The following is a 23,629-nucleotide window of genomic DNA, read 5'->3' on the forward strand; positions in this document are numbered from 1 at the left end:
CCACAACGGAGACGCCCCGGCCATGGCAGTTCCCGGATCGACCGGTCGCCAGACCGGCGGGTTGCGGAGCCTGCTCCGCCGCCCCGGCACGGCGCGACCGGCTTCGGCCGTGCGCGACGAGGAGATCGTCGCCGAGCTCTACCGCGAGTACCATCGGCCCCTCCTCGCGTTCGTCCTGCGGCTGACCGGCGGTGACCGCCAGTGGGCCGAGGACGTGGTACAGGAGACCATGATCCGGGCATGGCGCAGTGCGGACCGGCTCGACGACCGCACGTCCTCGCTGATGCCGTGGCTGGCCACGGTCTCCAGGCGTATCGTGATCGACAACCGGCGGCAGCGCGAGGTCCGACCGCCGGAGGTCGGCGACGGCCCCCTGGAGAACCTGCCGATGGCGGACGAGATGGACGGCCTGCTGCGCAAGGTCGTGGTGACCGAGGCGCTGGACTCGCTCTCCCCGGCGCACCGGCAGGCGCTGACGGAGACGGTCCTGCGCGACCGTACGGTGAATCAGGCCGCCGAGTACCTCGGCATCCCGGTGGGAACGGTCAAGTCCCGCGTGTACTACGCGTTGCGCGCGTTGCGCGTCGCCTTGGAGGAGAGGGGGGTGACCTCATGAGTTCGCAGGTCGAGCACACCGATGTCGGCGCGTACGCGCTGGGCCTTCTCGAAGACGGCGATCGGCGGGCCTTCGAGGCCCATCTCCGCGAGTGCGGAATGTGCCAGACCGAACTGACCGAGATGTCCGGGACGGCCGGTGTCCTGTCCGCGCTCGGCGGCGGGGACGCGGGCGGTGCCGGACCCGGGCCGGAGGGCGGTGGGGACGAGCCGTCCGGACCTCCCGCGCCGGTGATCGACATGATGCGGCGCCGGCGGAGGGAGGACCGCCGGTTTCGTCGCGGCGCGTACGTCGTCGGCACCGCGGCGGCGGCCGCGATGCTGGCCGTCGGCGTCGGCCTGGGAACGGCGCTGAACGACGACGGGACCGTCCAGAAGCCGCCGCCGCTGACCATCACCGGCGAGAAGTTCCAGGCCACGAACGCGGGCACGGGCGCGTCCGGCACGGTCGGCCTGGTGGACAAGGGCTGGGGCACGCAGGTCAGCCTGGAGCTGCGCGGCATCAAGGGCCCGCTGAGGTGCCACCTGGAGGCCGTGGCCCGGGACGGTGACCGCAGCGTCGTCGCCGGGTGGCGCGTCCCCGACAAGGGGTACGGCGTGCCGGGCCAGCCGAAGCCGCTCGTCATGCAGGGCGGGACCGGGCTCACCCGCCAGGAGATCAGCCGTTTCGAGGTGCGGCTCGAAAGCGGCGGGACGCTGCTGACCATCCCCGTCTGAGCGGCCCCGGCCCGATCGTCCCAGGGCCCGATAACCTTGGGTCATGCCCACTCCGCATTGGACCGCCCCGGTCGCCCATGCCCCGGTCGGCGCGACCGTGCCGCTGCCCGGCTCGAAGTCGATGACGAACCGGGCCCTGATCCTGGCGGCGCTCGCCGAAACGCCCGCGCGCATCGCGGGGCCGCTGCGGAGCCGCGACACCGAACTGATGGCGGGGGCGCTCCGCGCGCTCGGCGTGGCGATCGAGGAAGACTCCGGCGGCTGGCAGGTGCGGCCCGATGAGCTGAGAGGGTCGGCGCGGGTGGACGTGGGTCTCGCGGGGACGGTGATGCGGTTCCTGCCGCCCGTCGCGGCGCTGGCGTCCGGCGAGGTGTCCGTCGACGGCGATCCGCGGGCGCGGGAACGGCCGATGGGCCCGATCATCACCGCGCTCCGCGCGCTCGGCGCCGGCATCGACGACGGCGGGCGGGGCACGCTGCCGTTCACGGTGCGCGGGGCGGGTTCGGTGAACGGCGGGCAGGTCGTGATCGACGCGTCCGGGTCGTCCCAGTTCGTTTCGGGGCTGCTGCTGGCCGCGCCGCGTTTCGAGAAGGGCGTGGAGGTCAGGCACGAGGGCCCGCCGGTGCCGTCGGCGCCGCATCTGGCGATGACCGTCCGCATGATGCGCGAGGCGGGCGTGGCGGTCGAGACGGAGGAGGACCTGTGGCGGGCGGCGCCCGGCCCGATCCGGGCCGCCGAGTGGGTGATCGAGCCGGACCTGTCGAACGCCGCGCAGTTCCTCGGTGCGGCGCTGGTCACCGGCGGGCGCGTCACCGTGCCGGGCTGGCCGGTCGAGACCACGCAGCCGGGTGACGCGCTGCGCGGGCTGCTCGGCGCGATGGGCGCGCAGGTGTCCCACGGGCCGGACGGGCTGACCGTGCGGGGCCCCGGCGGGTTCTCCGGGCTGGACGCCGACCTGCACGACGTCGGGGAGCTGACGCCCGTGCTCGCGGCCCTCGCCGCGCTGGCGGACTCCCCGTCCCGGCTGACGGGCATCGCGCATCTGCGCGGTCACGAGACCGACCGGCTCGCGGCCCTGGTCACCGAGATCAGCGGGCTGGGCGGCGACGTCCGGGAGCTGCCGGACGGGCTGGAGATCCGGCCGCGGCCGCTGCACGGCGGCGTCTTCCGCACCTATGACGACCACCGGATGGTGATGGCGGCGGCCCTGCTCGGACTGGCCGTTCCCGGCATTGAGGTAGAGAATCCGGGCACCGTGGGCAAAACTCTTCCGAACTTCACGGAGTCGTGGGCGTCGATGCTGGCGCCCGCCTGACAGCAGGGACGGACCACTGCCACGAGGAACGCACGACTACGACGAGGACGACGTCCGGGTGCGGCCCGGACGCCGCGGGTCGCGTCCGCGCACCCGCCGCCGTCCCGCGCATGAGGACGCCTCGCCCGGCTTCGTGATCGCGGTGGACCGGGGCCGGTACCGCTGCATCGTGGACCAGGGCACCGGCGACGAGCGGGGCGTCACCGCGATGCGCGCCCGCGAACTGGGCCGCAAGGGCGTCGTCGTGGGCGACCGGGTCGCCCTCGTCGGGGACGTGTCCGGCGCCCCCGACACCCTGGCCCGCATCGTCCGCGTCGAGCCGCGCACGTCGTCGCTGCGCCGCACCGCCGACGACACCGACCCGTTCGAGCGGATCGTCGTCGCGAACGCCGACCAGCTCGTGATCGTGACCGCGCTGGCCGATCCCGAACCCCGTCCCCGCATGATCGACCGGCAGCTCGTCGCCGCCTACGACGCCGGGATGGACCCGCTGCTCTGCCTCACCAAGGCCGACCTCGCCGACGCCGGCGACCTGGTCGCCGAGTACGCGCCGCTCGGCGTCCCCTATGTCGTGACGCGACGCGGCGGCGACCTCGACGGGCTGCGCGGCCACCTGACCGGGCGGACGAGCGTGCTGGTCGGGCATTCCGGCGTCGGCAAGTCGACGCTGGTGAACGTGCTCGTCCCGGACGCCGAGCGGGCCGTCAGCCACGTCAACGCGGTCACCGGCCGCGGCCGGCACACCTCGTCGTCGGCGATCGCGCTGGAGCTGCCCGGCGGCGAGGGCTGGATCATCGACACCCCGGGCGTGCGGAGCTTCGGTCTCGCGCACGTCGAGCCCCGGCACGTGATCAACGCGTTCGAGGACCTCGCGGAGGGCGCGGCGGAGCGCTGCCCCCCGCTCTGCGATCATCTGCAGGACAGCTGCGGGCTGGACGGCTGGGTGGCCGACGGGCGCGCCAGCCGGGCCCGGCTGGACTCGCTGCGGCGGCTGCTCGCCAGCCGCGAGGGAGAGCCCGAATAGCGGCCCCGGATAGCGAACGCCGCGCCCGCCCCGCATCGGTATCGTCTTCCCCCATGGTCCAGTTGATCGCGGGGCGCTACGAGCTGATCGAGGTGCTCGGCCGCGGCGGGATGGGCGCCGTGTGGCGGGCCCGCGACCGCACGCTCGGCCGCGAGGTGGCGGTCAAGGAGGTGTCGCTGCCGCAGGGCCTGGACGACGCGCAGGTCGAGCGGACGTACGCGCGGACGTTCCGGGAGGCCAGGTCGGCGGCGCGGCTCGACCATCCCGGCATCGTGACGGTGCACGACGTCGTGGAGGAGGACGGCCGGCCCTGGATCGTGATGCAGCTCGTCCGGGCCGAGGCCCTCGACACCGTCATCGCGCGGGAGGGGCCGCTGCCGCCGGGCCGGGTCGCGGCGATCGGCCTCGACCTGCTGGACGCGCTGAGCGCCGCGCACGCGGCCGAGGTCGTGCACCGCGACGTGAAGCCGGGGAACGTGCTGCTGCCGCGCGGCCGCGCCGTCCTCACCGACTTCGGCATCGCGACCGTGGCGGGCGACGAGACCCTGACGCAGGCGGGGGCCATCGTCGGGTCGCCCGCGTACCTGGCGCCCGAGCAGGCACGTCACCAGAAGGCGACACCGGCGTCGGACCTGTGGTCCCTGGGGGCCACCCTGTACGCCGCCGTCGAGGGCCGCCCCCCGTACAAGCGGCCCGACGTGTGGGGCGTGATGGCCGCCGTCCTGTCGGACGACCCGGACCCGATCGAGCGCGCCGGGCCCCTGACCCCGGTGCTCCAGGGGCTCCTGCGCAAGGATCCCGGCCTGCGGATCAGCCCCGACGAGGCCGGACGGCTGCTCCGCCAGGTCGCGCGGGGGCCGGCCCCCCACGTCCCCGCACCGCCCCCGTTCGTCCCGCCGGACCCGGGGCCGCGCAACGTGACGCTGCAGCCCCGTAACGAGACGCCGCAGCCACCGGTGGCCCCACCGACCATCGTGCCGCCCGGCCCCCGGCGCCCGCCCTGGCCGCTGATCATCCCGGCCGGTGTCTTCGCCGCCGCGCTGGTCGTCGCCGTCGTCACGGTCGTGATGTTCACCAGCCGGGGGGAGGGCCCGGAGGGCGGCGACGGCCGGGCCGGCGGTTCCACGAGCACGACCACTTCGTCGTCGCCGGACGCCGCCGCGCCCGGCGGATACCGCCACTACCGGGGGTCGGCGTTCGTCGTGGCCGTCCCCGAGGGCTGGAAGGACGACGGCTCCGGGGACGACGTCACCTTCACGGACCAGACCGAGGGCGTGCACCGCGGCATCGTGATCCAGCGCGTCGCCTCCGCGTCCGCCGGGAACCCCGGGGACGGCCTCGCCGACGCGATCGAGAAGATGAGGGACGACTCTCAGTATCCCGGCTTCAAGCAGGAGAAGTTCCACCGGAACGTCCCGTACCAGGGCGGCAGCGCGGCCGATCTCCAGTTCACCTTCACCAAGGACGGCATCCCGGCCCGCTGCCTGGTCCGGGTGTTCGAGTTCGACGGCGCCATCTACCAGGCCATCCTGGTCGGCGACCAGAAGCACTGGGACGGGGGCGTCCCCCACTACGAGACGTTCCTCAAGACGCTGCGGAAGCTCTGACGCGAGGGAGCAATGGGCGCGTGAACCGGCGGGCGGTGTTCAAGGCGACGATCCTCGGGGGTCTGGCCGCCGCCGGATGCTCGGACGACAAGCCGCCCCCGAGCGGCCGGAGGTCGTCGCCGGCGCGGCCCCGTCCGACCGGCCCGGCCGACTGGAGCGCCCTCGCCCGCGGCCTGGACGGGACGCTGATCCGTCCGTCCGACGCGTCGTACGTCCAGGCCCGGCGCCTCTACATCCCGCGCTACGATGACATCGAACCGGCGGGCATCGCCTACTGCGAGACACCGCAGGACGTTTCCGAATGCGTCGCGTTCGCGACCTTGAAGGGGATGCCGGTCGCGGTGCGCTGCGGCGGCCACGGCTACGCGGGCTGGTCGACGGGCACGGGACTCGTCATCGACGTCTCCCCCATGAGCACGGTGAAGCGCGACGGCGGCAGCGCGACCGTCGGAGCGGGAACGCGGCTGATCGACCTGTACGGCGAGCTCGCCGGCGACGGTGTGAGCGTCCCGTCGGGCAGCTGCCCCACGGTCGGAGTGGCGGGGCTGACGCTGGGCGGCGGCCTGGGCGTGACGTCCCGCGCGTATGGGCTGTCGTGCGACGTCCTGGAGTCGGTCCAGGTCGTCACGGCGGACGGCCGGGTCCTGACGTGCGACGCCGAGCGGAACACCGATCTGTTCTGGGCGTGCCGGGGCGGAGGCGGCGGCAACTTCGGCGTCGCGGTGTCGTTCACCTACCGGACGCACGAGGCCGGCGACGTCACACCGTTCAGCCTGCGCTGGCCGTGGCCGAAGGCAGCCCAGGTGATCCGGGGCTGGCAGCGCTGGGCACCGGGCGCGCCGGAGGAGGCCTGGACGAGCCTGCACCTCGACACCGAACCCGGCGCCGGCTCTCCCAGCGTCGAGATCATCGGGGTGGCGCTCGCCGATGCCGATGGCCACATGAACCGGCTGACCTCGGCGATAGGCACCGACCCGGCCTCGTCCACCGCGCAGAGCCGTCCGCATCTGGACGCGATGAAGTTCATGGGCGGCTGCGCGGGACAGACCGTCGAGGCGTGCCACGCGCAAGGCGAACTGCCCGGCCAGCGTCCGGGCGGCGGCTTTCCCAGAGCCGACTACGCCGGAAAGTCGCACATCGCCTACAAGCCCCTCCCCGACGACGCCATCAACGCCCTCCTGGGCCGTTTCGACAAGGGCAACGACGTCCGGAACCGTTCCGTGCTGATGGACGCCATGGGCGGAGCCATCGGCCGCCCGGCCCCCGGCGACACCGCCTTCCCGCACCGGAAGGGCCTGTTCTGCGTCCAGTACCTCGCGCCGGACAACGCCTGGCTGCGCGCCACTCACGCGGCGATGGAGCCGTACATGAGCGGCACCGCCTACGTGAACTACATCGACCCCGACCTCGAAGGCTGGGCGCACGCCTACTACGGCCCCAACCTGGACCGCCTCAAGAAGACCAAAGCCGCCCGCGACCCCGGAAGGCTGTTCCGCTTCCCCCAGGCCATCTAGCCCTTCGACGGCTCCTCGAACAGGCTCCTGGCCCTGGCCTCGGCCTCGTTCAGCGCCTTGACGTGCTCGGGCGCGAGTTCCTCCACGCACCGGGTCATCTCCTCGGTGACCCGGCTGAACGCGCTCTCCTCCGCCCCGCGCAGCGCCGCCCGGACGCTGGCGGACCGGGCGCCGAGCGCCGCCCACTCCAGCTCCAGCCGCGCGACGGCCTCGTCGAACGCCCGGGTCGTCTCGGCCCCGGCCTCCCTCAGCTCGTCCGGGACCCGCCCCCGGCCCGCCTTCCGCGCGTGACCCGACAGGGCCGAGATGCGGCTGGCCAGCGTCAGCCCCTCCCGGGCGAGCGGCAGCACGTCGTGGATCAGGTCGGTGACCGCCTTGGCCAGCTCCTCCACCCGGGTCAGGAGCGTCTGCGTCGCGTCCTCCAGCGCCCCGGAGGTGCGATCGGCGACCCGCTCGGCGACGTCCTGCTGCTGCTTGAACAGCACCGGGACGATGTCGCGGTCCAGCCTTCGCCGCAGCTCACGCTCGCGCTCGCCGCGCCCGCCCTGCCCCGCCTGCCCGGCCCAGTCCGCCCAGACCCGCTCGATGCGCTCCTCCCCGGAGGCGGCGATCTCCGCCGTGATCTCCTCCAGCGCCTCGCCCGCGCGGGCCTTCAGCCGTTCCACCCGCCCGTAGAGGGCCTCGCGCTTGAACGGATCGTTGAGCTCGTTGAGTTGCGCCTGCAATCGACGGGACACGTCGATGGCGTGCTCGGCCAGCGGGACGAGGCGGTCGGCGAGCTCGTCGAGCGTCTCAGCCCGGCGTGGGTCGGTCAGCTCGGCCACCCATGCGGGAAGGTCGTGCGCCATGGCCCCCATGCTGCCACCACCGCGCCCGCGAAACGGCCCACATCGGCACCGGCGCGCCACACCCGGACGACCGAAAAGCCGGAACAGCCCGGGTAAGTGTGTCTGGACCACCCGTGATCAGGGTAGCGTTGCTCGCCGTGGCGGGCTATTCCGATGACCTGCGTCTCGCACATGTGCTGGCGGACGGGGCCGACGACATCACGACCAGGCGTTTTCGCGCTCTCGATCTCGCCATCGAGACCAAGCCTGACCTGACACCGGTCAGCGACGCCGACCGCAGCGTCGAGGAGCAGATCCGCGGCACCCTGAAGCGGGCCCGCCCGCGGGACGCGGTGCTCGGCGAGGAGTACGGCAAGACCGGCTACGGCAACCGCTGCTGGATCATCGACCCGATCGACGCGACGAAGAACTTCGTGCGGGGCGTCCCGGTGTGGGCGACGCTGATCGCGCTGATGGAGAACGACGAGATCGTCGTCGGGGTCGTGTCGGCGCCCGCGCTGAACCGGCGCTGGTGGGGCGCCAGGGGCGGCGGCGCCTGGACGGGACGCAGCCTGACCCGCGCGACCCGGATGAACGTGTCGTCGGTGACGGAGCTGCCGGACGCGTCACTGTCGTTCTCCAGCCTCAGCGGATGGGAGGAGCAGGGGCGCCTCGACCGTTTCCTCGACCTGACCCGGTCGGTGTGGCGGACGAGGGCGTTCGGCGACTTCTGGTCGCACATGATGGTCGCCGAAGGGGCCGTCGACGTGTCCGCCGAGCCCGAGGTGTCCCTGTGGGACCTCGCCGCCCTCCAGGTCATCGTGGAGGAGGCCGGTGGAATGTTCACCGACCTGTCCGGCGTCCCCGGGCCCGACGGCGGCAGCGTCGTGTGCACCAACGGCAAGCTGCACGCCGAGGTGCTGCGAACCCTGGGCGGGGGCCAGCTCTCCCTGCGCATCTGATCGACGGCGCATCTGATTCGATGGACCGTGCCGCCTGCGGGAACGGTTCACTATGGCCATGAGGCAGACTCGCGACATATCGTGGAACAGCGGTCGCCTGGTGGCCGTTGTAGAGATAGGGCGGCCCGTAAACGGAGGTACCAGATGTCGACCCAGACAAAGTTCGTGATCGGCGGCGTCGTCGTCGGCTTCCTGACCCTGTTCATCTTTCCCTGGTGGCTGACCACGCTGATCATCCTCGGCGTCCTCGGGGCGCCGCTCGTCGGCTACTTGATGCTCGACCCGTCCCAGCGCAAGCGCGTACGTGCGCAGGGCCGCAAGCGCCTCGGCAGCTGACGGGGGCGTTCAGTCCCAGAGTTTGCGGTCGCCGCCGCCGGGGTCGTTGACGACCTCGTCGGCGGGGCCGTCGAACACGTTGACCGCTCGGGCGGACGGATCGAACCGCGGCCAGCCCGGGTCGCCGTGCACGGCGAAGTCCGTCCATGCGCGGTGCATGCGGTCGGCGAGGGCCTGCGGCGCGTTCGGTCCCGCCAGGCCCTCGGTCTCGCTGGTCAGATTGTCGAAGACGAAGCCGAGTTCGAGCGCGTGGCAGGCGCCCAGGTCGTGCTTGGGCGACCGCCACGCGAACTCGTACATCCACGTCCCGCCGGTGCCGCCGGACGCGGCGTGCCCGTCCGCCGCGCGGTTCGCGGGGACGCGGAACAGATGGTCGGTGATGATCGTCGCCAGCAGCTCGCCCGGCGTCATGTCCGGGTGGTGGCCGCGGTAGGCGGCGGGCAGTCCCGGCGGGACGCCCATGCCCGCGGCGACGGCTCCGGCCAGCTCGTCGGTGAGGTCACCGGCGAGCCCGGTCGGCATCAGGAAGAACCGGAACTCCTCGGACGTGTAGCCGATGAGCAGGTCCACGTCCCGTCCGGCGCCGTCCGCGATGGCGTCCTCGGAGCGCCGGGCCAGCAGCTCGCCGTCCAGGATCGGCGTCAGTGACATGCCTCCCGCGGCGGTGGTGACGCCCCAGCGGCCGGGGTCGGGCAGCATGGAGACCTCGGCGGCGACGGCGGACTGGACGGGCATGATCACGGCGGGGTCGAGCGCCGCGAACGCCTCGGCGGTCGGCTCCACGCCGAGCCGGGCGGCCATCTCCCGGGTGACGAGCATGGCGTCGGCCGGGTCCTGGGCGATGCTGCCCGCGCCGCTCTGCGCGATCGCGCGGCCGAAGAGACCGAGGTCGAGGGAGAGCAGTGTGGTCACGCTCATCCCGCCGGCGGACTCGCCGAAGACCGTGACGCGGCCCGGGTCGCCGCCGAAGCCCGCGATGTTGTCGCGGACCCACTCCAGCGCGGCGATCTGGTCGAGCAGCCCCCGGTTGAGCGGCGCGCCGGGCAGATTCGCGAAGCCCTCGACGCCGAGCCGGTAGTTGATCGTCACGCAGACGACGCCGTCGCGGGCGAAGTTGTGGCCGTTGTAGACCGGCACGGCCCCGGAGCCGTTCCGGAACGCGCCACCGTGAATCCACACCATGACCGGAAGCCCCGAGCCGCCGAGCTCCGGCGCCGAGTCACTCAGGGTGGACGACCCCCCTGACACCCCCCGCAAGGGCGTCCAGACGTTCAGGTTGAGACAGTCGTCACCCGGGATGTCACGGTCGGGCAGGAGCGCGTCGTACGGCTTGGGGTAGCCGGGCTTGGGCGCGGTCGGCCCGTACTCGACGGTGTCGCGAACGCCGTCCCACGGCTCCGGCGGACGGGGCGCCTGGAAGCGGTTCGGCCCGAACGGGGGCGCGGCGTAGGGGATCCCGAGGAAGGCGGTGACGCCGTCCCGTGTCGTGCCGCGGACCTTCCCGTGGGACGTCTGAACGACCGCCTCCATACGCCGCCTCCAATTCTAGAACGAAGTTCAATAGAGCAGAGAGTACGGGACGGCCGAGGACGGCGGAACACCGTCCTCCAGCCCCCACCCACCACCATTCAACCGACGAGCTCCGCTCGGACACCGTCCTCCAGCCCCCACCCACCACCATTCAACCGACGAGCTCCGCTCGGACACCGTCCTCCACCCACCACCCACCGTCGACCGACCCGACGAGCTCCGCTCAGTCGTCCTTTCCGGGGCGCAGCATCCGGGTGAGGTAGCCGCGGGCGAACGCGCGGATGGCGTCCTCGTCGTCCAGCGCGAGCCCGCCGCCGGGGAGGAGCAGCAGCGACACCGCGAGCCGCAGCAGCACCTCGGCCACGGTGTCGTGGTCGCCCGGGTCGCCGGGACGGGCGCGGCGCAGGCGGTCGGCGAGGATGTCGCGGGCGGCGAGCATCACCGCGCCGCCGTTCATGCTGAGCTGCGGCAGGAACGCCTCCGGCTCGCTCTCCAGGACGCGCGTCATCAGCGGGTGCGTGCGGGCGCTCTGCAGCCCCACCACGAACCCCTCCACGACGGCGTCGTCAGGGGAGTCGAGGTCCTCGGTGGCCTCCGCTATCGCGGTGAGGAAACGGCGGCACTCCCGCAGGATCACGGCCTGGAGCAGTTGCTCCTTGTTCGTGAAGCGCCGGTAGATGGTGGTGCGCGCGACCCCGGCGCGCTTGGCGACGTCCTCGACGCTGACCCTGCGCAGCCCGTAGGTCTCGAACTCCGTGAGCGCGGCGTCCAGGATGCGGGTGTCGAGGTCGTCGGCGTCGGTCTCCGGTGTCGCCAGCCGGGCCCGCAGCCCGTCGGCGGTGTTCACGCGGGCGGTCACGCGGGCGGTCGCGCGCAAGGTCATAGCCGCACCCTAACCGGCTCGGGCACCCGGCTCACGCCATCGGGTGCGACACAGTTACAATAATCGTCGTTCTGTACTTCTGTTTCAGATCTCCGGCGGTGCACATGACGGAACAGGCCGAGACGCGGACCCCGGCACCCCTCGGGCCCGGATCGCTGACCTGGCGCTACTTCGGCGACACCCGGATGATCCTCGTCGGTCCCCGGGCGGCCGTGCTGCAGAACATGCTCCCCGCGCTCGGGCAGGGCGTCCTCGACCACTCGGTGTTCTTCTCCGAGACCTTCGCGCGTGTGAAGCGGTCCGCCGGCCCGATCCTGAACACCGTGTACGGCGCGGAGCGGTCCGCGGAGACGGGCCGGAAGGTCCGCGACTACCACCGCGACATCAAGGGGACGATGCCGGACGGCACCCGCTACCACGCGCTCGATCCCGAGACCTACTACTGGGCGCACGCCACCTTCCTCGACAACATGCTGTACGGCATCGAGACGTTCATCAGGCCCCTCGGCGAGGCGGAGAAGCGCCGCATCTACGAGGAGTCCAAGGTCTGGTTCCGGATGTACGGGGTCAGCGACCGGGCGGTGCCGGAAGACTGGGAGGCGTTCCAGGCGTACTGGAAGCGGATGCTCGACGAAGAGATCGTCCCGCACAAGACCGCCCGGTACGGGGTCGGATACGTCACCAAGGGGCTGCCCGCGCCGCCGAAGGTCCCTGCGCCGGTGTGGCGGGCGGTGTCGCCGCCGCTGAACGCGGTCGCCCGGTTCATCACGGTCGGCGGGCTGCACCCGCGGATGCGCGAGCTTCTCGGCCTGCCGTGGAGCGACGCCGACGAGCGCCGCCACCGGCGTTTCGCGGCGGCCGTCCGCGCGGGGAACCGCGTGTGGCCGCTGCTGCCCGAGGCCGTCCGCTACGTCCCGCAGGCCCGCCGTGCCCGTGCCTCCGAGAGAGCACGCCGCAAAGCACGCGGGACGCGGCGGGCCTGACGGGCTAGGAACCGGTGCGGATGCGGGCGTCGTAGCCCTTCCGCGCGTCCGGGTCGTACTCCAGGAAGATCTTGTCGAGTCCGAGGCGCCGCGCGACGGCCTGCCTGACCCGTTCGGGGAACAGCGCGCTCAGCCTGACCTGCCTGCCCAGCTTCTCCGGGACGACGACCTGCGGCCGCGGCCTCCCGATCAGTTCGACGATGGCGGCGGCGACGTCCTCGGGCTCGCAGTTCTTCTGCCCCTTCGGGCTGCGCGTCCCGGCGACCAGTTCGGTGTTGGTGAACGTCGGCAGGACGGCGCTGACGTGGACGCCCCGGTCCCGGACCTCCAGCCGTGTCGCCTCGGTGAACCCGACGACGGCGGCCTTGCTGGCGTTGTAGAGGGCGAGGCCGGGGGTGAACGTGATCCCGGCCACCGACGCGACGTTGACGACGTGGCCCGCGCCGCGCGGCAGCATCCGGTCGAGGGCGAGCTTGGTGCCGAGCATGACGCCGTGCACGTTGACGTCGAGGCAGCGGCGGGCGTCGGCGTCGCTCTCGCCGGTGACCGGGCCGATCGGCATGATGCCGGCGTTGTTGATCACCACGTCGAGCCGTCCGGCGGACTCCTCGGCCGCGTCCAGGAACGCGGTGAACGACTCGCGGGACGTCACGTCCACGGGCAGGCCGGGGACGCCGAGGGACCGCGCGGCCTCCTTGACGGCGGCCTCGTCGATGTCACCGATGACGACGGTGGCGCCCTTGGCCTTGAGGGCGCGGGCGGTGGCGAGTCCGATCCCCCGCGCCGCCCCGGTGATGGCGACGACCTTGCTCATCAGCTCTGCTCCAGGCGGTTCAGCCGGACGGGGAGCCCGTCCTTCGGTGACGGCAGGGACGTGGTGTCCAGGGGCCATTCGTACCGCGCGGGGACGCTCCAGCGGTACCTCTGCAGCACCTGGTGCAGGATCGTCTTGACCTGCATCCCGGCGAAGTGCATGCCGATGCACTTGTGCGCGCCTCCGCCGAACGGCGACCACGCGTACTTGTGGACCTTGTCCTCGCGGCGCTCGGCGGAGAAGCGCCCGGGGTCGAAAGCGTCCGGGTCGGTCCACCATTCGGCCATGTGGTGGTTGCTGAGCATCGGCACCACGACGGTCGAGCCGGCCGGGACGTGGAAGCCGAGGATGGAGGTGTCCTTGACGACCTTGCGCGGCAGTGCCGGGACCGGCGGGAGCATCCGCAGCGACTCCTTCATCACCATGTCGATGCCGGTGAAGTGGTCGAGGTCGTCGTAGCCGGGCTGCGCCCTGCCGAGGTCCAGCGACTCCTCGCGCAGCCGTTCCTGCCATTCGGGGTACTTGGCCAGGTAGTAGGCCATGGTGGTCAGCGTGATGGTGGTGGTGTCGTGCGCCGCCATCAACGCGAAGATCATGTGGTTGACGACGTCCTCGTCGGTGAACCGCTCGCCGTCGTCGGTCTCGGCCTGGCACAGCGCGGCGAACAGGTCGCTACCGCCGGAGGCCCCACGGGGGGCGTGGGGTGTCGTCCCCTCTCGAAGGACACCGCCGTCGCGGCGTTTGGCGGGCAGGTGCCGGTAGAAGAACTCCTCCAGCACCTTGCGGGCCTGCAGCCCGCGATGCCAGCGGAGCCCGGGGACGGGGAAGCGGACGTAGGCCGTCCCCGCCCGGACGGCGTCGATGAACGCGCCGTTGACCCGCGCGCGCTCGGCGTCGTCCAGTTCGACGCCCATGAAGACGTCCACGGCGAGGTCGAGCGTGAGCTGCTTGATGTGGTCGTACACCTTGAAGCCCTCGCCGGGCTCCCATGACTCGACGCCCTTGACGATGCCGGGCGCCATCGCGTCCATGTAGGCCTGGAGCCGGGGGCGGGTGAACGCCTCCTGCATGATGCGCCGGTGGTGCAGGTGCTCCTCGAAGTCGAGGAGCATGATGCCCCGCTTGAAGAACGGGCCGATGAAGTAGCTCCACGCCGGGCCGTTCGCGAACGCCTTGTCGCGGTTGACCAGGACGACCTGGGCGGCCTCGGGGCCCTGGACGGTGACGGTCCGCTGCCCGAGCAGCCATCCCCAGGCGACGGGACCGTACTCGTCGTACCGTTTGCGGGCCATCCCGATCGGGTCGCGCATCACCGCGAGGGTGCTGCCGATGTACGGGATGCCGGGCACGCCCGGGACCGGCTTCAGGCCGCTGCCCTGCGGCGGCGGCGCGAGGACGCTCGTCATGAACCCTCCGGAACACGTGCAACAAATGGCCGGAATCTGTTGCTTTGTTCTAACGTAGCGGAGGCATGTGAGTCCAGGCTCATCTGCCGTGACCTACGCCTCCGTGTCAGCGCGCCTCGCGGGCCGCCCCGGCCGCGAGGATCCGCCGCCGGGCCGCGGCCGTCAGCGGCCGGTACGCGCCCGCCTTGTCCCGGTAGTACGTACGGCCGTCCCCGGCGGGCGGGACGCCCTCGTCCCGCAGCGGCTCGATCCGCAGCCGCCGCCCCGCCGTGACGGGCACCTCGTCCACGACCCGCACGATCGCGGGCCGCAGCCCCGGCTCCACCCGCAGCAGCGCCTCCGACAGATCCAGGGGCTTCAACTCCCCCGCGTCGCGCAGGCTCACCGCCGCCGCCGCGGCCTCGGCCTCCCCCACCGGGATGCCGTAGACGGCGACGGTGTCGATGTAGGGCAGGTCGCCGAGCGCGTCGCGGATCGGGCCGGGCGGGACGATGCCCTCCGCCGTGCGGATCAGCTCGGCCTCCCGTCCGACCAGCCAGAAGTCGCCGTCGGCGTCCCGGCGGAACAGGTCCCCGGTGATCGTCCAGGCGTCTTCGGGGGCGAAGACGCCGCGCACCGGACGGGCCGCGGTGCCGACGGCGGCGAGCCGCACCCGGGCGAGCAGCATGCCGATCTCGCCGGCCTCGCACTCGACCGCGAACCCGTCGGGCCCCTCCTCCAGGCGCCCGCTCTCCAGGTCGTACCGGGCCAGCCGCACCCCGGCGCTGCCCGGCAGCGGGCGTCCCAGCGACCCGGGTTTCTTGCCGCTCAGGTTGACCAGGACCGACTCGCCCTCGGTGGAGGCGTAGAACTCCAGCACGCGGGCCGGGGCGAACCGGTCCTCCACGCGCCGCCACAGGCCGCGCGGCATGCCGGAGCCGATGAACAGCCGGACGGCGTGGTGCCGCTCGGCCGGGTTCGGCGGCGCGTTGACGAGGTCGCGCAGCAGCGTCCACGTGTAGGACGCGACGGTCACGCCGTAGCGGCGCGCCTCGTCCCAGAACGTCTCGGGGTCGATCTCCGTGTGGGGGGACGTCCCGCCACGCCCCCCGGGAGCCGGGGCGTGGGCGCTGGCGAGGGCGAGCCGGGCGCCGCCCGCGACGGCGCCGCCGAGGCTCATCAGCAGCGCGGACGGGTGCTGGAGCGGGGTGATGCTGTACACGGTGTCGGACGAGGACAGGGACGCCGACGACGCCGTCCCGAACGCCGACAGGGCCCAGCGCCGGTTGGTGACCCGGCTGGCCCGCAGGTGCTCCCCGTCGCCGGTGAAGACGACGAACGCCAGGTCGCCCGCCCGTCCCGGGTTCGGCCGGTACCAGCCGGGAAGCGCGACGCGCTCCGCGTCGATGATCTCCATGTCCGTCAGCGGCCCGCGTTCGCCGCGTCCCGCCCCGCCGAGCAGGTAGCCGTCGACGCCGTCCAGTTTCGCGGCCCGCGCCGCGTGCTCCGGGTCGGCGATCACGCGGGTCACGCCGCTCAGCCGCGCCTCCGCGGCGGGGTCGCCGTCGGGACGCAGCAGCACCGCGACGGCGCCGAGCCGGCTGAGCGCCGCGACCAGTGCCAGCGCGGTCGGCCTGGTGCCCATCAGCACCCCGACCGCGTCGCCCCGCCGCACCCCGATGTGGATCAGCCCGCGGACGACGGCGTCGATGCGGCGTTTCGCGGCGTCGTGCGTGTGGGCGCGCCCCTGGTACAGGAAGAACACGTCGCCGGGCCTGCGCCCGGCCTGCTCGTCCAGCAGCAGCCCCATGGACATGCGGGTGTCGGACTGGATGCGTTCCAGCCGGGCCAGCCGCGGCAGGTTCTGCGCGGCCTCGCCGGTGAGCTGCCGGGTGCCGTGGACCGCCCGGGACGCGGTGCGGAAGGCGGAGCGGGCGGCGCTCGCGCCGACGCCCATCGCGAGCTGGAGCCCGTACCCGGCGGACCCGCCGGGCAGCCCCGCCGGGACGGACTCCTCGTCCCCGGCGACCGGCGCGACGATGTCCGGCAGGTCACCGTCGCCCGCGCGCCACTTCGCCCACCCGGCCACCGCCGGCCACGTCCGCCCGATCGCGAGGCTGCCGACGACGAGCCCGAAATGCCCGGCACGCAGGGACGCCTCGTACACCTGGGCGCGCGGCGCGGCCCTCCTGATCCCGCGCACCATCGGCGGCGCCGCGATCTCGTCGACCTCGCCGACGAACGTGAGCACGGGGCAGGTGATGTCGGCGAGCGTGACGAGCCGGTCGCCGATGACGAACCCGCCGGTCAGCATCCGGTTGTGCTGGATGAACTGGCGGATGAACTCCGCCAGCGCCGGGCCGGGCCACGACACCCAGCCCTCCCGTTCCAGGAACCGCCGCTGCCGCTCGCGCGGGGCGAGCCGTTCCCGGTCGTGCAGCTGGAGGATGAAGTCGACCCGCGACCGCACCGACTTGACCGGGCTGAGCGCCTGGAACCCGAGCCGCGTCACCCACCCGGGCACGGCGAACGCGCCGAGCAGCGCGTCCGGGATCCGTTCCACGCCCTCGGACGCGAGCCAGCTCGGCAGCCCGAACGGGAGGCCGACGCTGGTGTCGGCGGGGCTGCCGAACGTCACCACCGACTCGATGCCCTCGCTGCGCCGGTACGCGGCGGCCTGGTAGACGAACATGCCGCCCTGGGAGTACCCGGCGAGGTGCACGTCCCGCCCGGTGGCCTTCCGGATCCGGTCGACGGCGTCGCTGACGGCGAGGACGTGGTCGCTGACCGTCCGTTCCAGCCCGCCGGGCTCCCGCTCGGGGGCGCCGAAGTCCACCACCCAAGGGTCGACGCCGAGATCGCGCAGAACGCCGACGGCGCTGACCCGCGAGGAGATGTCGTACACCTCCGCGGTGATCATCAGCGGCGGGACGAGCAGCACCACCGGCCCGCCGGCCGACTCCGGGAAGTAGTGCCGCAGCCGGTACACCCGCTGTTCGGTCACCACCTCGCAGGGAGAGGCGTCCTCGTCGGTGTCGAACCCCCCGAACCGGGCGACCTCAAGGGCGTTCTGGGCGGTGGAGCCCAGGCGGGAACCCAGGCGCAAGAGCGTTTTGGCAACAGCCGGCATCGTCGACCTTTCACGGCGTCACCGCCATGGTGTCCTGTTGTCACCGGCTTTAGCAATCGGCCGGTCGTCAGGCGACGATTCGCGCCCCGTCCATCTGCCCGCTCCGCAGCCGCTCCCACATGTAGCGGCGGCGCGGTTTGCCGCTGGACGTGCGGTGGATCAGCCCGGTGCCGACGACGATCGTCAGTTCCACGTCGTCGCCGAGGCGGCGGCGCAGCATCTCGCGGACGGCGCCGGTCCACGACTCGTCCTGGGTCTCGGCGAACAGCGCGAGTCCCTTCCGTCCCGCGCCCGGCACGCTGACGACCGCGATGCGGCCCTTGCCGAGCCGGCTCACCTCGGCGATCTTCGATTCGAGGTCCTCGACGTACACCGACCGTCCGCGGACCTTGATGCTGTCGCCCATCCGCCCGAGCACGAACAGCTGGCCCTGGTGGAAGAACCCGGCGTCCCCCGTGTAGACCTTGCCGTCCATGAACCGGGTCGACTTGGCCTCGGCGCCCGCGTAGTACCCGGGGCACGCCGACGGGCCCCCGACGACGATCTCGCCGAGGAGCCCCTCCCCCAGTTCGCCGCCGCCGTCGTCCACGATGGCGACGGGCACATCGTCCTGAGGGGTGCCGCACCCGACGACCCACCCGGCCTTCGCGCCGAGCGACTCCGGCCCCAGCGTGTGCTGGTCCAGGATGCGGACGGGCTCCCCGAACGACAGCGACTCGGGGTCGGGCCGGACGGCGAGCGGGTCGCGCCGCTCGTTGTCCATGGTGACCAGCAGCGTCGTCTCCGCCATGCCGTAGGCGGGCTTGTACATCGTCCGGGAGAACCCGAACGGCTCGACGAGCCGGGCGAACACCTCCAGGGTGTGCGGGTCGATGGGCTCGGCGCCGATCAGCGCCATCTTCCAGCCGGACAGGTCGAGGCCCTCCAGCTGCTCCGGCTTGACGCGCCGCGCGCAGTACGCGTACGCAAACGGCGGCGCGGCCGTGTGCGCGGCCTCGGCGAAGAGCCGGATCCACCGTGCCGGGTCCCGGATGAAGTGGTCGGGCCGCATCAGCCGCAGCATCCCCTGCCGCGCGATCGGCGTGATGAAGGTGCCGATGAGTCCCATGTCGTGGTAGAGCGGCAGCCACGTGGCCACCACGTCCCCGTCCTCGTACCCGGCCGACCGGGCGATCAGCTCGCTGTTGGCCTCCAGGTTGCCCCAGGTGACCATGACGCCGCGCGGCGCGCCGCTGGACCCGGACGTGAACTGCAGCAGCGCCAGCTCCCCGGCCGGCCGCACCTCCGCCTCGTCCATCGCCTGCCGAGGACGCCACGGCTCGCCGCTCATCCCCGCCTCGCCCATGGCCCGTCCCGCGTACTCGGCCAGGTCCTTGGACGCGACGACCAGCGCGGGGGTGGCCTGCCGCAGGATCGCCGCCACATGCGTGACGTAGTCGTCCCCGTCCTGGAACAGCGGCGGGGTGATCAGGCACACGGTCGCGCCGGCGGCCCAGACCGCGTAGTAGGTCTCGATGCAGGTGAAGTCCGTGGGCAGGATCAGGCACACGACGTCTCCCGGCCGCACGCCCTCCTCGATCAGCGCCCCGGCGGTGCGTCGCGCGGCGGAGGCCAGCTCGCCGTAGTCCCGGAACTCCCAGCCGCCGTCGTCGGCCGCCAGGTGAACGCCGCGTCCGCTGTTCGGCTTCTCCAGCCAGTCGCGCAGCGCAGATGCCATCGTGTCCCTTTCGACATGCCCCTCGGTCACCCACGTGACTCGCCGGTAACTTCATCAGGACGCCACGTTTCCGTCAACCGGGACGATCAGCAAAGAGACCGGGCGGTCATTTGGAGACGTCCCACAAGAGGCGCGGGGCGCTCACCCCTGCCGGGACGCCGTCCGCACACCCGCGAGGCGGGCGGCGAGACGCCACCCGAGCAGGGTCGAACCGAGGAAGACGCCGGCCACGATCACGAACGCGGCAGCGGTGCCCTCTCCCGACAGAGCCCGCAGCGCCATCCCGCCGGCCACGGTCGTCACCCACACCGCAACACCCGCGGGCACGAGCGCCTCGGGCCTCCGCCAGGCCCGGCTGACGACCCACCCTGCGCCGACCCCGACGAGGAACGGCCAAACGGTAGCGGCATACCCCGCAAGGCCGGCCGCCTCCTCGTGCGTTGCACGCCCGATCGCGATGAACACGAGCACGCAGCACACGTCCAGCAGCCCGGCCACACCATTCCGCATGCGGACAGGCTATGCGCACCGCCACCGCGCCGGCGCGGTGGCGGTGCGCGGAACGCCTCACACGGCGGCACGCCGCTCCTGAACACCGGGACGCGAATCCCCACCGCGCCCGACGGGGACCAGGGCACGGACCAGGACGGAGGGCCGCATCAACGCGGCCGGCGGGTCGAGCAGCCCGATGACGCGGAAGAACTGCTCGGCGACGTCGGCGTCGCGGGCGGCGGCCGCCTGGACACGGTCCACGTAGGCGTTCATCACCTTGACGGCCGGTCCGCGGTGCCCCTCGACCTCCGGCATCGACAGGTCGGCGGCGACGGCCATCCGCCACGGGTCGTTCAGCGCCTTGGCCACCGCCCGGAAGTACCGCCGGGTCGCACCGCGCGGTCCCGCGTCCAGGCAGCGGCGCAGTACCTCTGCCTCCAGGCAGGCGACGGTCATGCCCTGGGCGTAGATCGGGTTGAAGCTGCACAGCGCGTCCCCGATGACCAGCAGCCCGTCGGGGAGGCCCCGCACCCGCTGGTAGTGGTTGCGCAGATCCGACGAGTACCGGTGGGTGGCGATGTCGTCCAGCGGCTCGGCGGCGCGGATCGCTTCGAACACCTCCGGCGGCGCGAGTTCCCGTGCGGACGCGAGGAGGCCGTCCCCGTCCGCCGGCGGGCGGCTGTCCAGCCCGGCGACGGTCAGCAGGTACCGGTCGCCCTCGACGGCGACCATCGCCATCCCTTTCGGCCGTCCCGGCCGCGGCCCCACCACGACGGCCTTGCCGATCCGCGCGTCCAGCGCCAGCCGGATCGGGCGGGACGCGTAGCCGACCCCGACGCGGACCTCCTCCCGCGGGACGGGCCCGTGCCCGAGCCGCTCCAGCCAGTACCGGGTGCGGCCGCCGCGGCCCATCGCGTCGACGACGAGGTCCGCGCGGATCTCCTCGGCGGCGCCGCCGACGTTCCTCGGCATGACCTGCACGCCGGCGATCCGCGGCCCGCGGGTGAGCAGCCCGACGACGTCGCGCCCGCACGCGAACCGCACCCCCGGCAGCGCCGCCACCCGGTCCCGGACGACCTGCTCCAGGAACGGGCGGCTCGCCTGGATCGCCCGTTCCACGCCGGTCCGCCGCACGAGCCGGTGGCCGCCCAGCACGAACCGGTGGTCGGCTCCCGGGTCGGCGACGACGGCCCCGCCGTCGATCAGTTCCCGGTCCACGCCGGGAAAGAACTCCTCCAGGATCTGCTGCCCGCGCGGCAGCAGGATGTGGGCGTGCCTGCCCTGGGGGACGCCTTTGCGGGCCTGTCCCGTCCATGTCTCGTCACGCTCGACGACCGTGACCCGCTCGTACGCCCCGGCCAGCGCGCGTGCGGCGAGCAGCCCCGCCATGCCGGCGCCCAGGACCACCGCGTGCTCTGCGATGCCTCGCATCTCGTGCCTCCCGTTGTCGGTCGATGAGGCGACGATGCGATGGCCCGCTGTCCACCTACCAGGCCACTAGCCGTCCATCTGGTGACCGGTTCCGTAGAGTTCGCGTTCCCACAGCCATCCGGCGATGCGCTCCACGGCCCGGTTGCGGTGCCGCCGGTAGGTGCTGAACGGCAGCCCGAGCATCTCGGCGGCCCGTTCCTGCGTCGGCGCGGGGCGCAGGAACGTCCGGTCGACGACGCGGTACAGCGATTCCTCGCGCGGGTCGTCCCGCAGCGTCCCGGCGGCCTCCTCCACGAGCCTGCGCAGTTCCGCGGCGGGGGCGTCCGCCTCCCGGACGAGCCGGGACCGCAGCAGCGGGTTGCCGGCGAGCCTGTCGGCGCGGTGCAGGTCCCGCAGGGCGGCGCGGACGGCGTCGGCGAACTCCGGCTGCGACAGAACCAGCTCGGGCGCGCTCGCCGTGGCGGGGGTGACGGGAGCGCCGAGCTCACGTTCGGCCGTCAGCCCGAGCCAGTCGTCGACCCCCAGGACCCGCCAGTCGTGGGCGTACACGTCGAAGGTCCGCCCGCCGATCCGGAAGGACGCCTCCGGCGCGTGGTGGAAGTCGAAGAAGGAGAGCAGCGGGTCCCAGTACTCGCGTTCCGACGGGACGGCGACGAGGTCCCACGCCTTGCGGGCCCCGGTGATGATCTCCTGCCCGTGCCAGAGCCGGATCATGGTCTCCGACCGGGAGGGCCGGGCGTCCGGCTCGGTGTCCGCGAAGAACCGCCACGCCATGACGCTCTCCCCGTGCCGCGGCGGCCCGTGCCGCAGCACGTGCTCCCACATGGCCCGCGCGCCGGGGTCAGCCCCGAGCTCGCCCTCTTTCAGCTCCAGATAGGCCGCAAACCCGAACGGCTCACCCGCCTGGTCCCGGAACACCCCGAACGCACCGGGCTGCCGCTCGATCCAGTACGCCGCGTGCGCGGCCTGTTCCTCGCCTTCCTGCTTGCGGATCATGGCGAGGACGGTTTCGGCGTCGCCGTCCCGCATCCCGGTGGCGGACAGCTGCCCGAGCCCGGTGAGCTGCCAGTACCCCTTCACGATGGGGTGGTCTCTGCTGAGGAACATGATGTCCGCGACGGCCTGGTGCCTGACCCGCTCGTCGTCCGCGGATCTCCGCGCCCGCTCGACGAAGTGGCCCCGCAGCCGCCGATGCAGGCCCGCGTACCCGTCCGGGTCACGCCACCGCAGGTCGGCGTCCAGGATGTCCCGCACCACATCGTGCGGGAACAGCCCGAATTCGCGTTCCTCGATGAACGACAGGGTCCGCAGCCACCCGAACAGCGTCCCGGCGTCGTCCCCGAGCATGGCGCGCAGAAGTTCCTCGGTCGTGAACCGGGCGTGCGCGCAGATCTGAAGAGCCTCCCCGTGCCGGGAACTCGGCACCTGGTCGACCAGCCGCGCAAGAAGCGCCCGCACGACGTCGGGGACGACACTCAGAGCGCCGGGCACGTCCTCCCGCCGACGCACCATGTCCACCAGCAGCGAAAGGGTGAGCGGATGCCCGTGCGCCAACTCCAGCACCCGCTCGTGCATCTCCTCCGGAACCCCCTCGACCCTCAGATAGGCGCGGGCGTCCGAGGGACTGAGGTTGCGCACGGACACGACCCGCAGCAGCTCATGCCACCCCGAGTCGGCGACCCACCGAGCCGAAGGCGCGTCCCTCCCGGCGAGAACGACGATCGTGTCGGCGGGTAACCCGGGAACGAAGTGCTCCCGAACCCAGTCGTCAAGGGACCCGAGCAGCTCATAGGTATCGATCAACACCGCGAACCGCCCGTTTCCGGGCCTCTCCACGGCCCGCAGAATGGCCGAGGGCTCGGGCGTCACCGTCCGGGCGTCCACGAGCACGGGCGTGACCCCGCTCCCGCGCGCCGCCTCCGCCATCTCCGCGAGCAGCGCGCTCTTGCCGACACCACCGGGCCCGTGCAGGAAAAGCACGGCGAACGCCCCATCCGAGAGCGCACCGCGGAACAGCTCGATCTCCCCGCTGCGCCCCACGAACCGCCGCCGCCGCGCCCGCCGCAGCCGATCCCCAACCGTCCCGCCGTAGGCCACATAGCCTCCAAGCCCAGAACCCTGCCCCACAAACGTAGACGCGCTCCCCAAGAGAGGCATAGGCCCGTGCCTAAGGGCGGACAGCCCCGCACTTCATGGCGGACAGCCCCAGAACCCCAGGGGTCGGGGGATAGGGGCGGAGCCCCAAGGATCGGGGGATAGGGGCGGAGCCCCAAGGATCGGGGGATAGGGGCGGAGCCCCAAGGATCGGGGGATAGGGGCGGAGCCCCAAGGATCGGGGGATAGGGGC

19 protein-coding genes are annotated in these 23,629 nt (G+C 72.7%); 9 read left to right on the forward strand and 10 right to left on the reverse strand.

What is annotated here, in order from left to right; translation table 11 throughout:
- The first annotated feature begins 22 nt into the window (after window positions 1-22).
- The 6 genes from ACTWPP_RS27350 to ACTWPP_RS27375 are packed head-to-tail and all read left to right on the forward strand — an operon-like array spanning window position 23 to window position 6,792.
- Window positions 23-616: a sigma-70 family RNA polymerase sigma factor gene (locus tag ACTWPP_RS27350; protein ID WP_392900991.1), complete on the forward strand. Its 594-nt coding sequence runs from the start codon at window positions 23-25 to the stop codon at window positions 614-616.
- Entirely contained in the window at window positions 613-1,332 is a 720-nt protein-coding gene (locus tag ACTWPP_RS27355) for a hypothetical protein (RefSeq protein WP_443107235.1), read from the forward strand. Before ACTWPP_RS27350 ends, ACTWPP_RS27355 begins: the two co-directional genes overlap by 4 nt.
- A 43-nt stretch (window positions 1,333-1,375) precedes the next feature.
- Entirely contained in the window at window positions 1,376-2,647 is a 1,272-nt protein-coding gene (gene aroA / locus ACTWPP_RS27360) for a 3-phosphoshikimate 1-carboxyvinyltransferase (protein ID WP_443107236.1), read from the forward strand.
- A gap of 16 nt (window positions 2,648-2,663) precedes the next feature.
- The gene (gene rsgA / locus ACTWPP_RS27365) at window positions 2,664-3,671 is read left to right on the forward strand and encodes a ribosome small subunit-dependent GTPase A (RefSeq protein WP_443107261.1); all 1,008 of its coding nucleotides are present in this window, start codon (window positions 2,664-2,666) and stop codon (window positions 3,669-3,671) included.
- 53 nt (window positions 3,672-3,724) lie between these two features.
- Window positions 3,725-5,278: a serine/threonine-protein kinase gene (locus tag ACTWPP_RS27370; protein WP_443107237.1), complete on the forward strand. Its 1,554-nt coding sequence runs from the start codon at window positions 3,725-3,727 to the stop codon at window positions 5,276-5,278.
- A 20-nt stretch (window positions 5,279-5,298) separates the two neighbouring features.
- The gene (locus ACTWPP_RS27375) at window positions 5,299-6,792 is read left to right on the forward strand and encodes an FAD-binding oxidoreductase (RefSeq protein ID WP_443107238.1); all 1,494 of its coding nucleotides are present in this window, start codon (window positions 5,299-5,301) and stop codon (window positions 6,790-6,792) included.
- Here the strand turns inward: ACTWPP_RS27375 and ACTWPP_RS27380 are convergent.
- Window positions 6,789-7,640: a hypothetical protein gene (locus tag ACTWPP_RS27380; RefSeq protein WP_443107239.1), complete on the reverse strand. Its 852-nt coding sequence runs from the start codon at window positions 7,638-7,640 to the stop codon at window positions 6,789-6,791. The genes ACTWPP_RS27375 and ACTWPP_RS27380 overlap by 4 nt on opposite strands.
- A gap of 137 nt (window positions 7,641-7,777) precedes the next feature.
- Here ACTWPP_RS27380 and hisN point away from each other — a divergent pair, with 137 nt between their 5' ends.
- A complete protein-coding gene (gene hisN / locus ACTWPP_RS27385) occupies window positions 7,778-8,581 on the forward strand; it encodes a histidinol-phosphatase (RefSeq protein ID WP_443107240.1) in 804 nt (267 codons plus the stop codon).
- 144 nt (window positions 8,582-8,725) lie between these two features.
- A complete protein-coding gene (locus tag ACTWPP_RS27390) occupies window positions 8,726-8,917 on the forward strand; it encodes a hypothetical protein (protein WP_443107241.1) in 192 nt (63 codons plus the stop codon).
- Between the two features lie 9 nt (window positions 8,918-8,926).
- On the opposite strand, the gene ACTWPP_RS27395 is transcribed toward ACTWPP_RS27390, so the two are convergent.
- Together ACTWPP_RS27395 and ACTWPP_RS27400 are read right to left on the reverse strand one after the other, a co-directional pair.
- Window positions 8,927-10,447, reverse strand: a complete 1,521-nt coding sequence (locus ACTWPP_RS27395) for a carboxylesterase/lipase family protein (RefSeq protein ID WP_443107242.1) — start codon at window positions 10,445-10,447, stop codon at window positions 8,927-8,929.
- 223 nt (window positions 10,448-10,670) lie between these two features.
- A complete protein-coding gene (locus tag ACTWPP_RS27400) occupies window positions 10,671-11,330 on the reverse strand; it encodes a TetR/AcrR family transcriptional regulator (protein ID WP_443107243.1) in 660 nt (219 codons plus the stop codon).
- 104 nt (window positions 11,331-11,434) lie between these two features.
- Between ACTWPP_RS27400 and ACTWPP_RS27405 the strand changes: the two genes are divergently transcribed.
- A complete protein-coding gene (locus ACTWPP_RS27405; RefSeq protein ID WP_443107244.1) occupies window positions 11,435-12,313 on the forward strand; it encodes an oxygenase MpaB family protein in 879 nt (292 codons plus the stop codon).
- Between the two features lie 4 nt (window positions 12,314-12,317).
- Here ACTWPP_RS27405 and ACTWPP_RS27410 read toward each other — a convergent pair whose 3' ends face one another.
- The 7 genes from ACTWPP_RS27410 to ACTWPP_RS27440 all read right to left on the reverse strand — a co-directional run bounded on the left by ACTWPP_RS27410 (window position 12,318) and on the right by ACTWPP_RS27440 (window position 23,379).
- Window positions 12,318-13,127, reverse strand: a complete 810-nt coding sequence (locus ACTWPP_RS27410; RefSeq protein WP_443107245.1) for an SDR family oxidoreductase — start codon at window positions 13,125-13,127, stop codon at window positions 12,318-12,320.
- Complete coding sequence (locus tag ACTWPP_RS27415) at window positions 13,127-14,533, reverse strand: cytochrome P450 (protein ID WP_443107246.1); 1,407 nt, start codon at window positions 14,531-14,533, stop codon at window positions 13,127-13,129. The genes ACTWPP_RS27410 and ACTWPP_RS27415 overlap by 1 nt, the downstream gene beginning before the upstream one ends.
- Window positions 14,534-14,639: 106 nt before the next feature.
- A complete protein-coding gene (locus ACTWPP_RS27420) occupies window positions 14,640-17,618 on the reverse strand; it encodes an AMP-binding protein (protein ID WP_443107247.1) in 2,979 nt (992 codons plus the stop codon).
- Between the two features lie 91 nt (window positions 17,619-17,709).
- Window positions 17,710-19,359, reverse strand: coding sequence for an AMP-binding protein (locus ACTWPP_RS27425; protein ID WP_443107248.1), 1,650 nt, complete (start codon window positions 19,357-19,359; stop codon window positions 17,710-17,712).
- Window positions 19,360-19,500: 141 nt separating this feature from the next.
- Window positions 19,501-19,869, reverse strand: coding sequence for a DUF3054 domain-containing protein (locus ACTWPP_RS27430; RefSeq protein WP_443107249.1), 369 nt, complete (start codon window positions 19,867-19,869; stop codon window positions 19,501-19,503).
- Window positions 19,870-19,926: 57 nt separating this feature from the next.
- Window positions 19,927-21,282: an FAD-dependent oxidoreductase gene (locus ACTWPP_RS27435; RefSeq protein ID WP_443107250.1), complete on the reverse strand. Its 1,356-nt coding sequence runs from the start codon at window positions 21,280-21,282 to the stop codon at window positions 19,927-19,929.
- Between the two features lie 66 nt (window positions 21,283-21,348).
- Window positions 21,349-23,379 carry an AAA family ATPase gene (locus tag ACTWPP_RS27440; RefSeq protein WP_443107251.1) on the reverse strand — a complete coding sequence of 677 codons (2,031 nt, stop codon included), beginning with the start codon at window positions 23,377-23,379 and terminating at the stop codon, window positions 21,349-21,351.
- Window positions 23,380-23,629: the final 250 nt, after the last annotated feature.

Origin of the sequence: Actinomadura sp. 3N407 (assembly GCF_052245875.1) — a bacterium.
Classification (GTDB): Bacteria; Actinomycetota; Actinomycetes; order Streptosporangiales; family Streptosporangiaceae; genus Spirillospora.

Coding starts and splice junctions, on each gene's coding strand:
- aroA (WP_443107236.1), top strand. CDS start 1,376: ATGCCCACTCCGCATTGGACCGCCCCGGTCGCCCATGCCCCGGTCGGC.
- ACTWPP_RS27435 (WP_443107250.1), bottom strand. CDS start 21,282: ATGCGAGGCATCGCAGAGCACGCGGTGGTCCTGGGCGCCGGCATGGCG.
- ACTWPP_RS27350 (WP_392900991.1), top strand. CDS start 23: ATGGCAGTTCCCGGATCGACCGGTCGCCAGACCGGCGGGTTGCGGAGC.
- ACTWPP_RS27425 (WP_443107248.1), bottom strand. CDS start 19,359: ATGGCATCTGCGCTGCGCGACTGGCTGGAGAAGCCGAACAGCGGACGC.
- ACTWPP_RS27405 (WP_443107244.1), top strand. CDS start 11,435: ATGACGGAACAGGCCGAGACGCGGACCCCGGCACCCCTCGGGCCCGGA.
- ACTWPP_RS27430 (WP_443107249.1), bottom strand. CDS start 19,869: ATGCGGAATGGTGTGGCCGGGCTGCTGGACGTGTGCTGCGTGCTCGTG.
- ACTWPP_RS27355 (WP_443107235.1), top strand. CDS start 613: ATGAGTTCGCAGGTCGAGCACACCGATGTCGGCGCGTACGCGCTGGGC.
- ACTWPP_RS27380 (WP_443107239.1), bottom strand. CDS start 7,640: ATGGCGCACGACCTTCCCGCATGGGTGGCCGAGCTGACCGACCCACGC.
- ACTWPP_RS27370 (WP_443107237.1), top strand. CDS start 3,725: ATGGTCCAGTTGATCGCGGGGCGCTACGAGCTGATCGAGGTGCTCGGC.
- ACTWPP_RS27415 (WP_443107246.1), bottom strand. CDS start 14,533: ATGACGAGCGTCCTCGCGCCGCCGCCGCAGGGCAGCGGCCTGAAGCCG.
- ACTWPP_RS27410 (WP_443107245.1), bottom strand. CDS start 13,127: ATGAGCAAGGTCGTCGCCATCACCGGGGCGGCGCGGGGGATCGGACTC.
- ACTWPP_RS27395 (WP_443107242.1), bottom strand. CDS start 10,447: ATGGAGGCGGTCGTTCAGACGTCCCACGGGAAGGTCCGCGGCACGACA.
- ACTWPP_RS27400 (WP_443107243.1), bottom strand. CDS start 11,330: ATGACCTTGCGCGCGACCGCCCGCGTGACCGCCCGCGTGAACACCGCC.
- ACTWPP_RS27390 (WP_443107241.1), top strand. CDS start 8,726: ATGTCGACCCAGACAAAGTTCGTGATCGGCGGCGTCGTCGTCGGCTTC.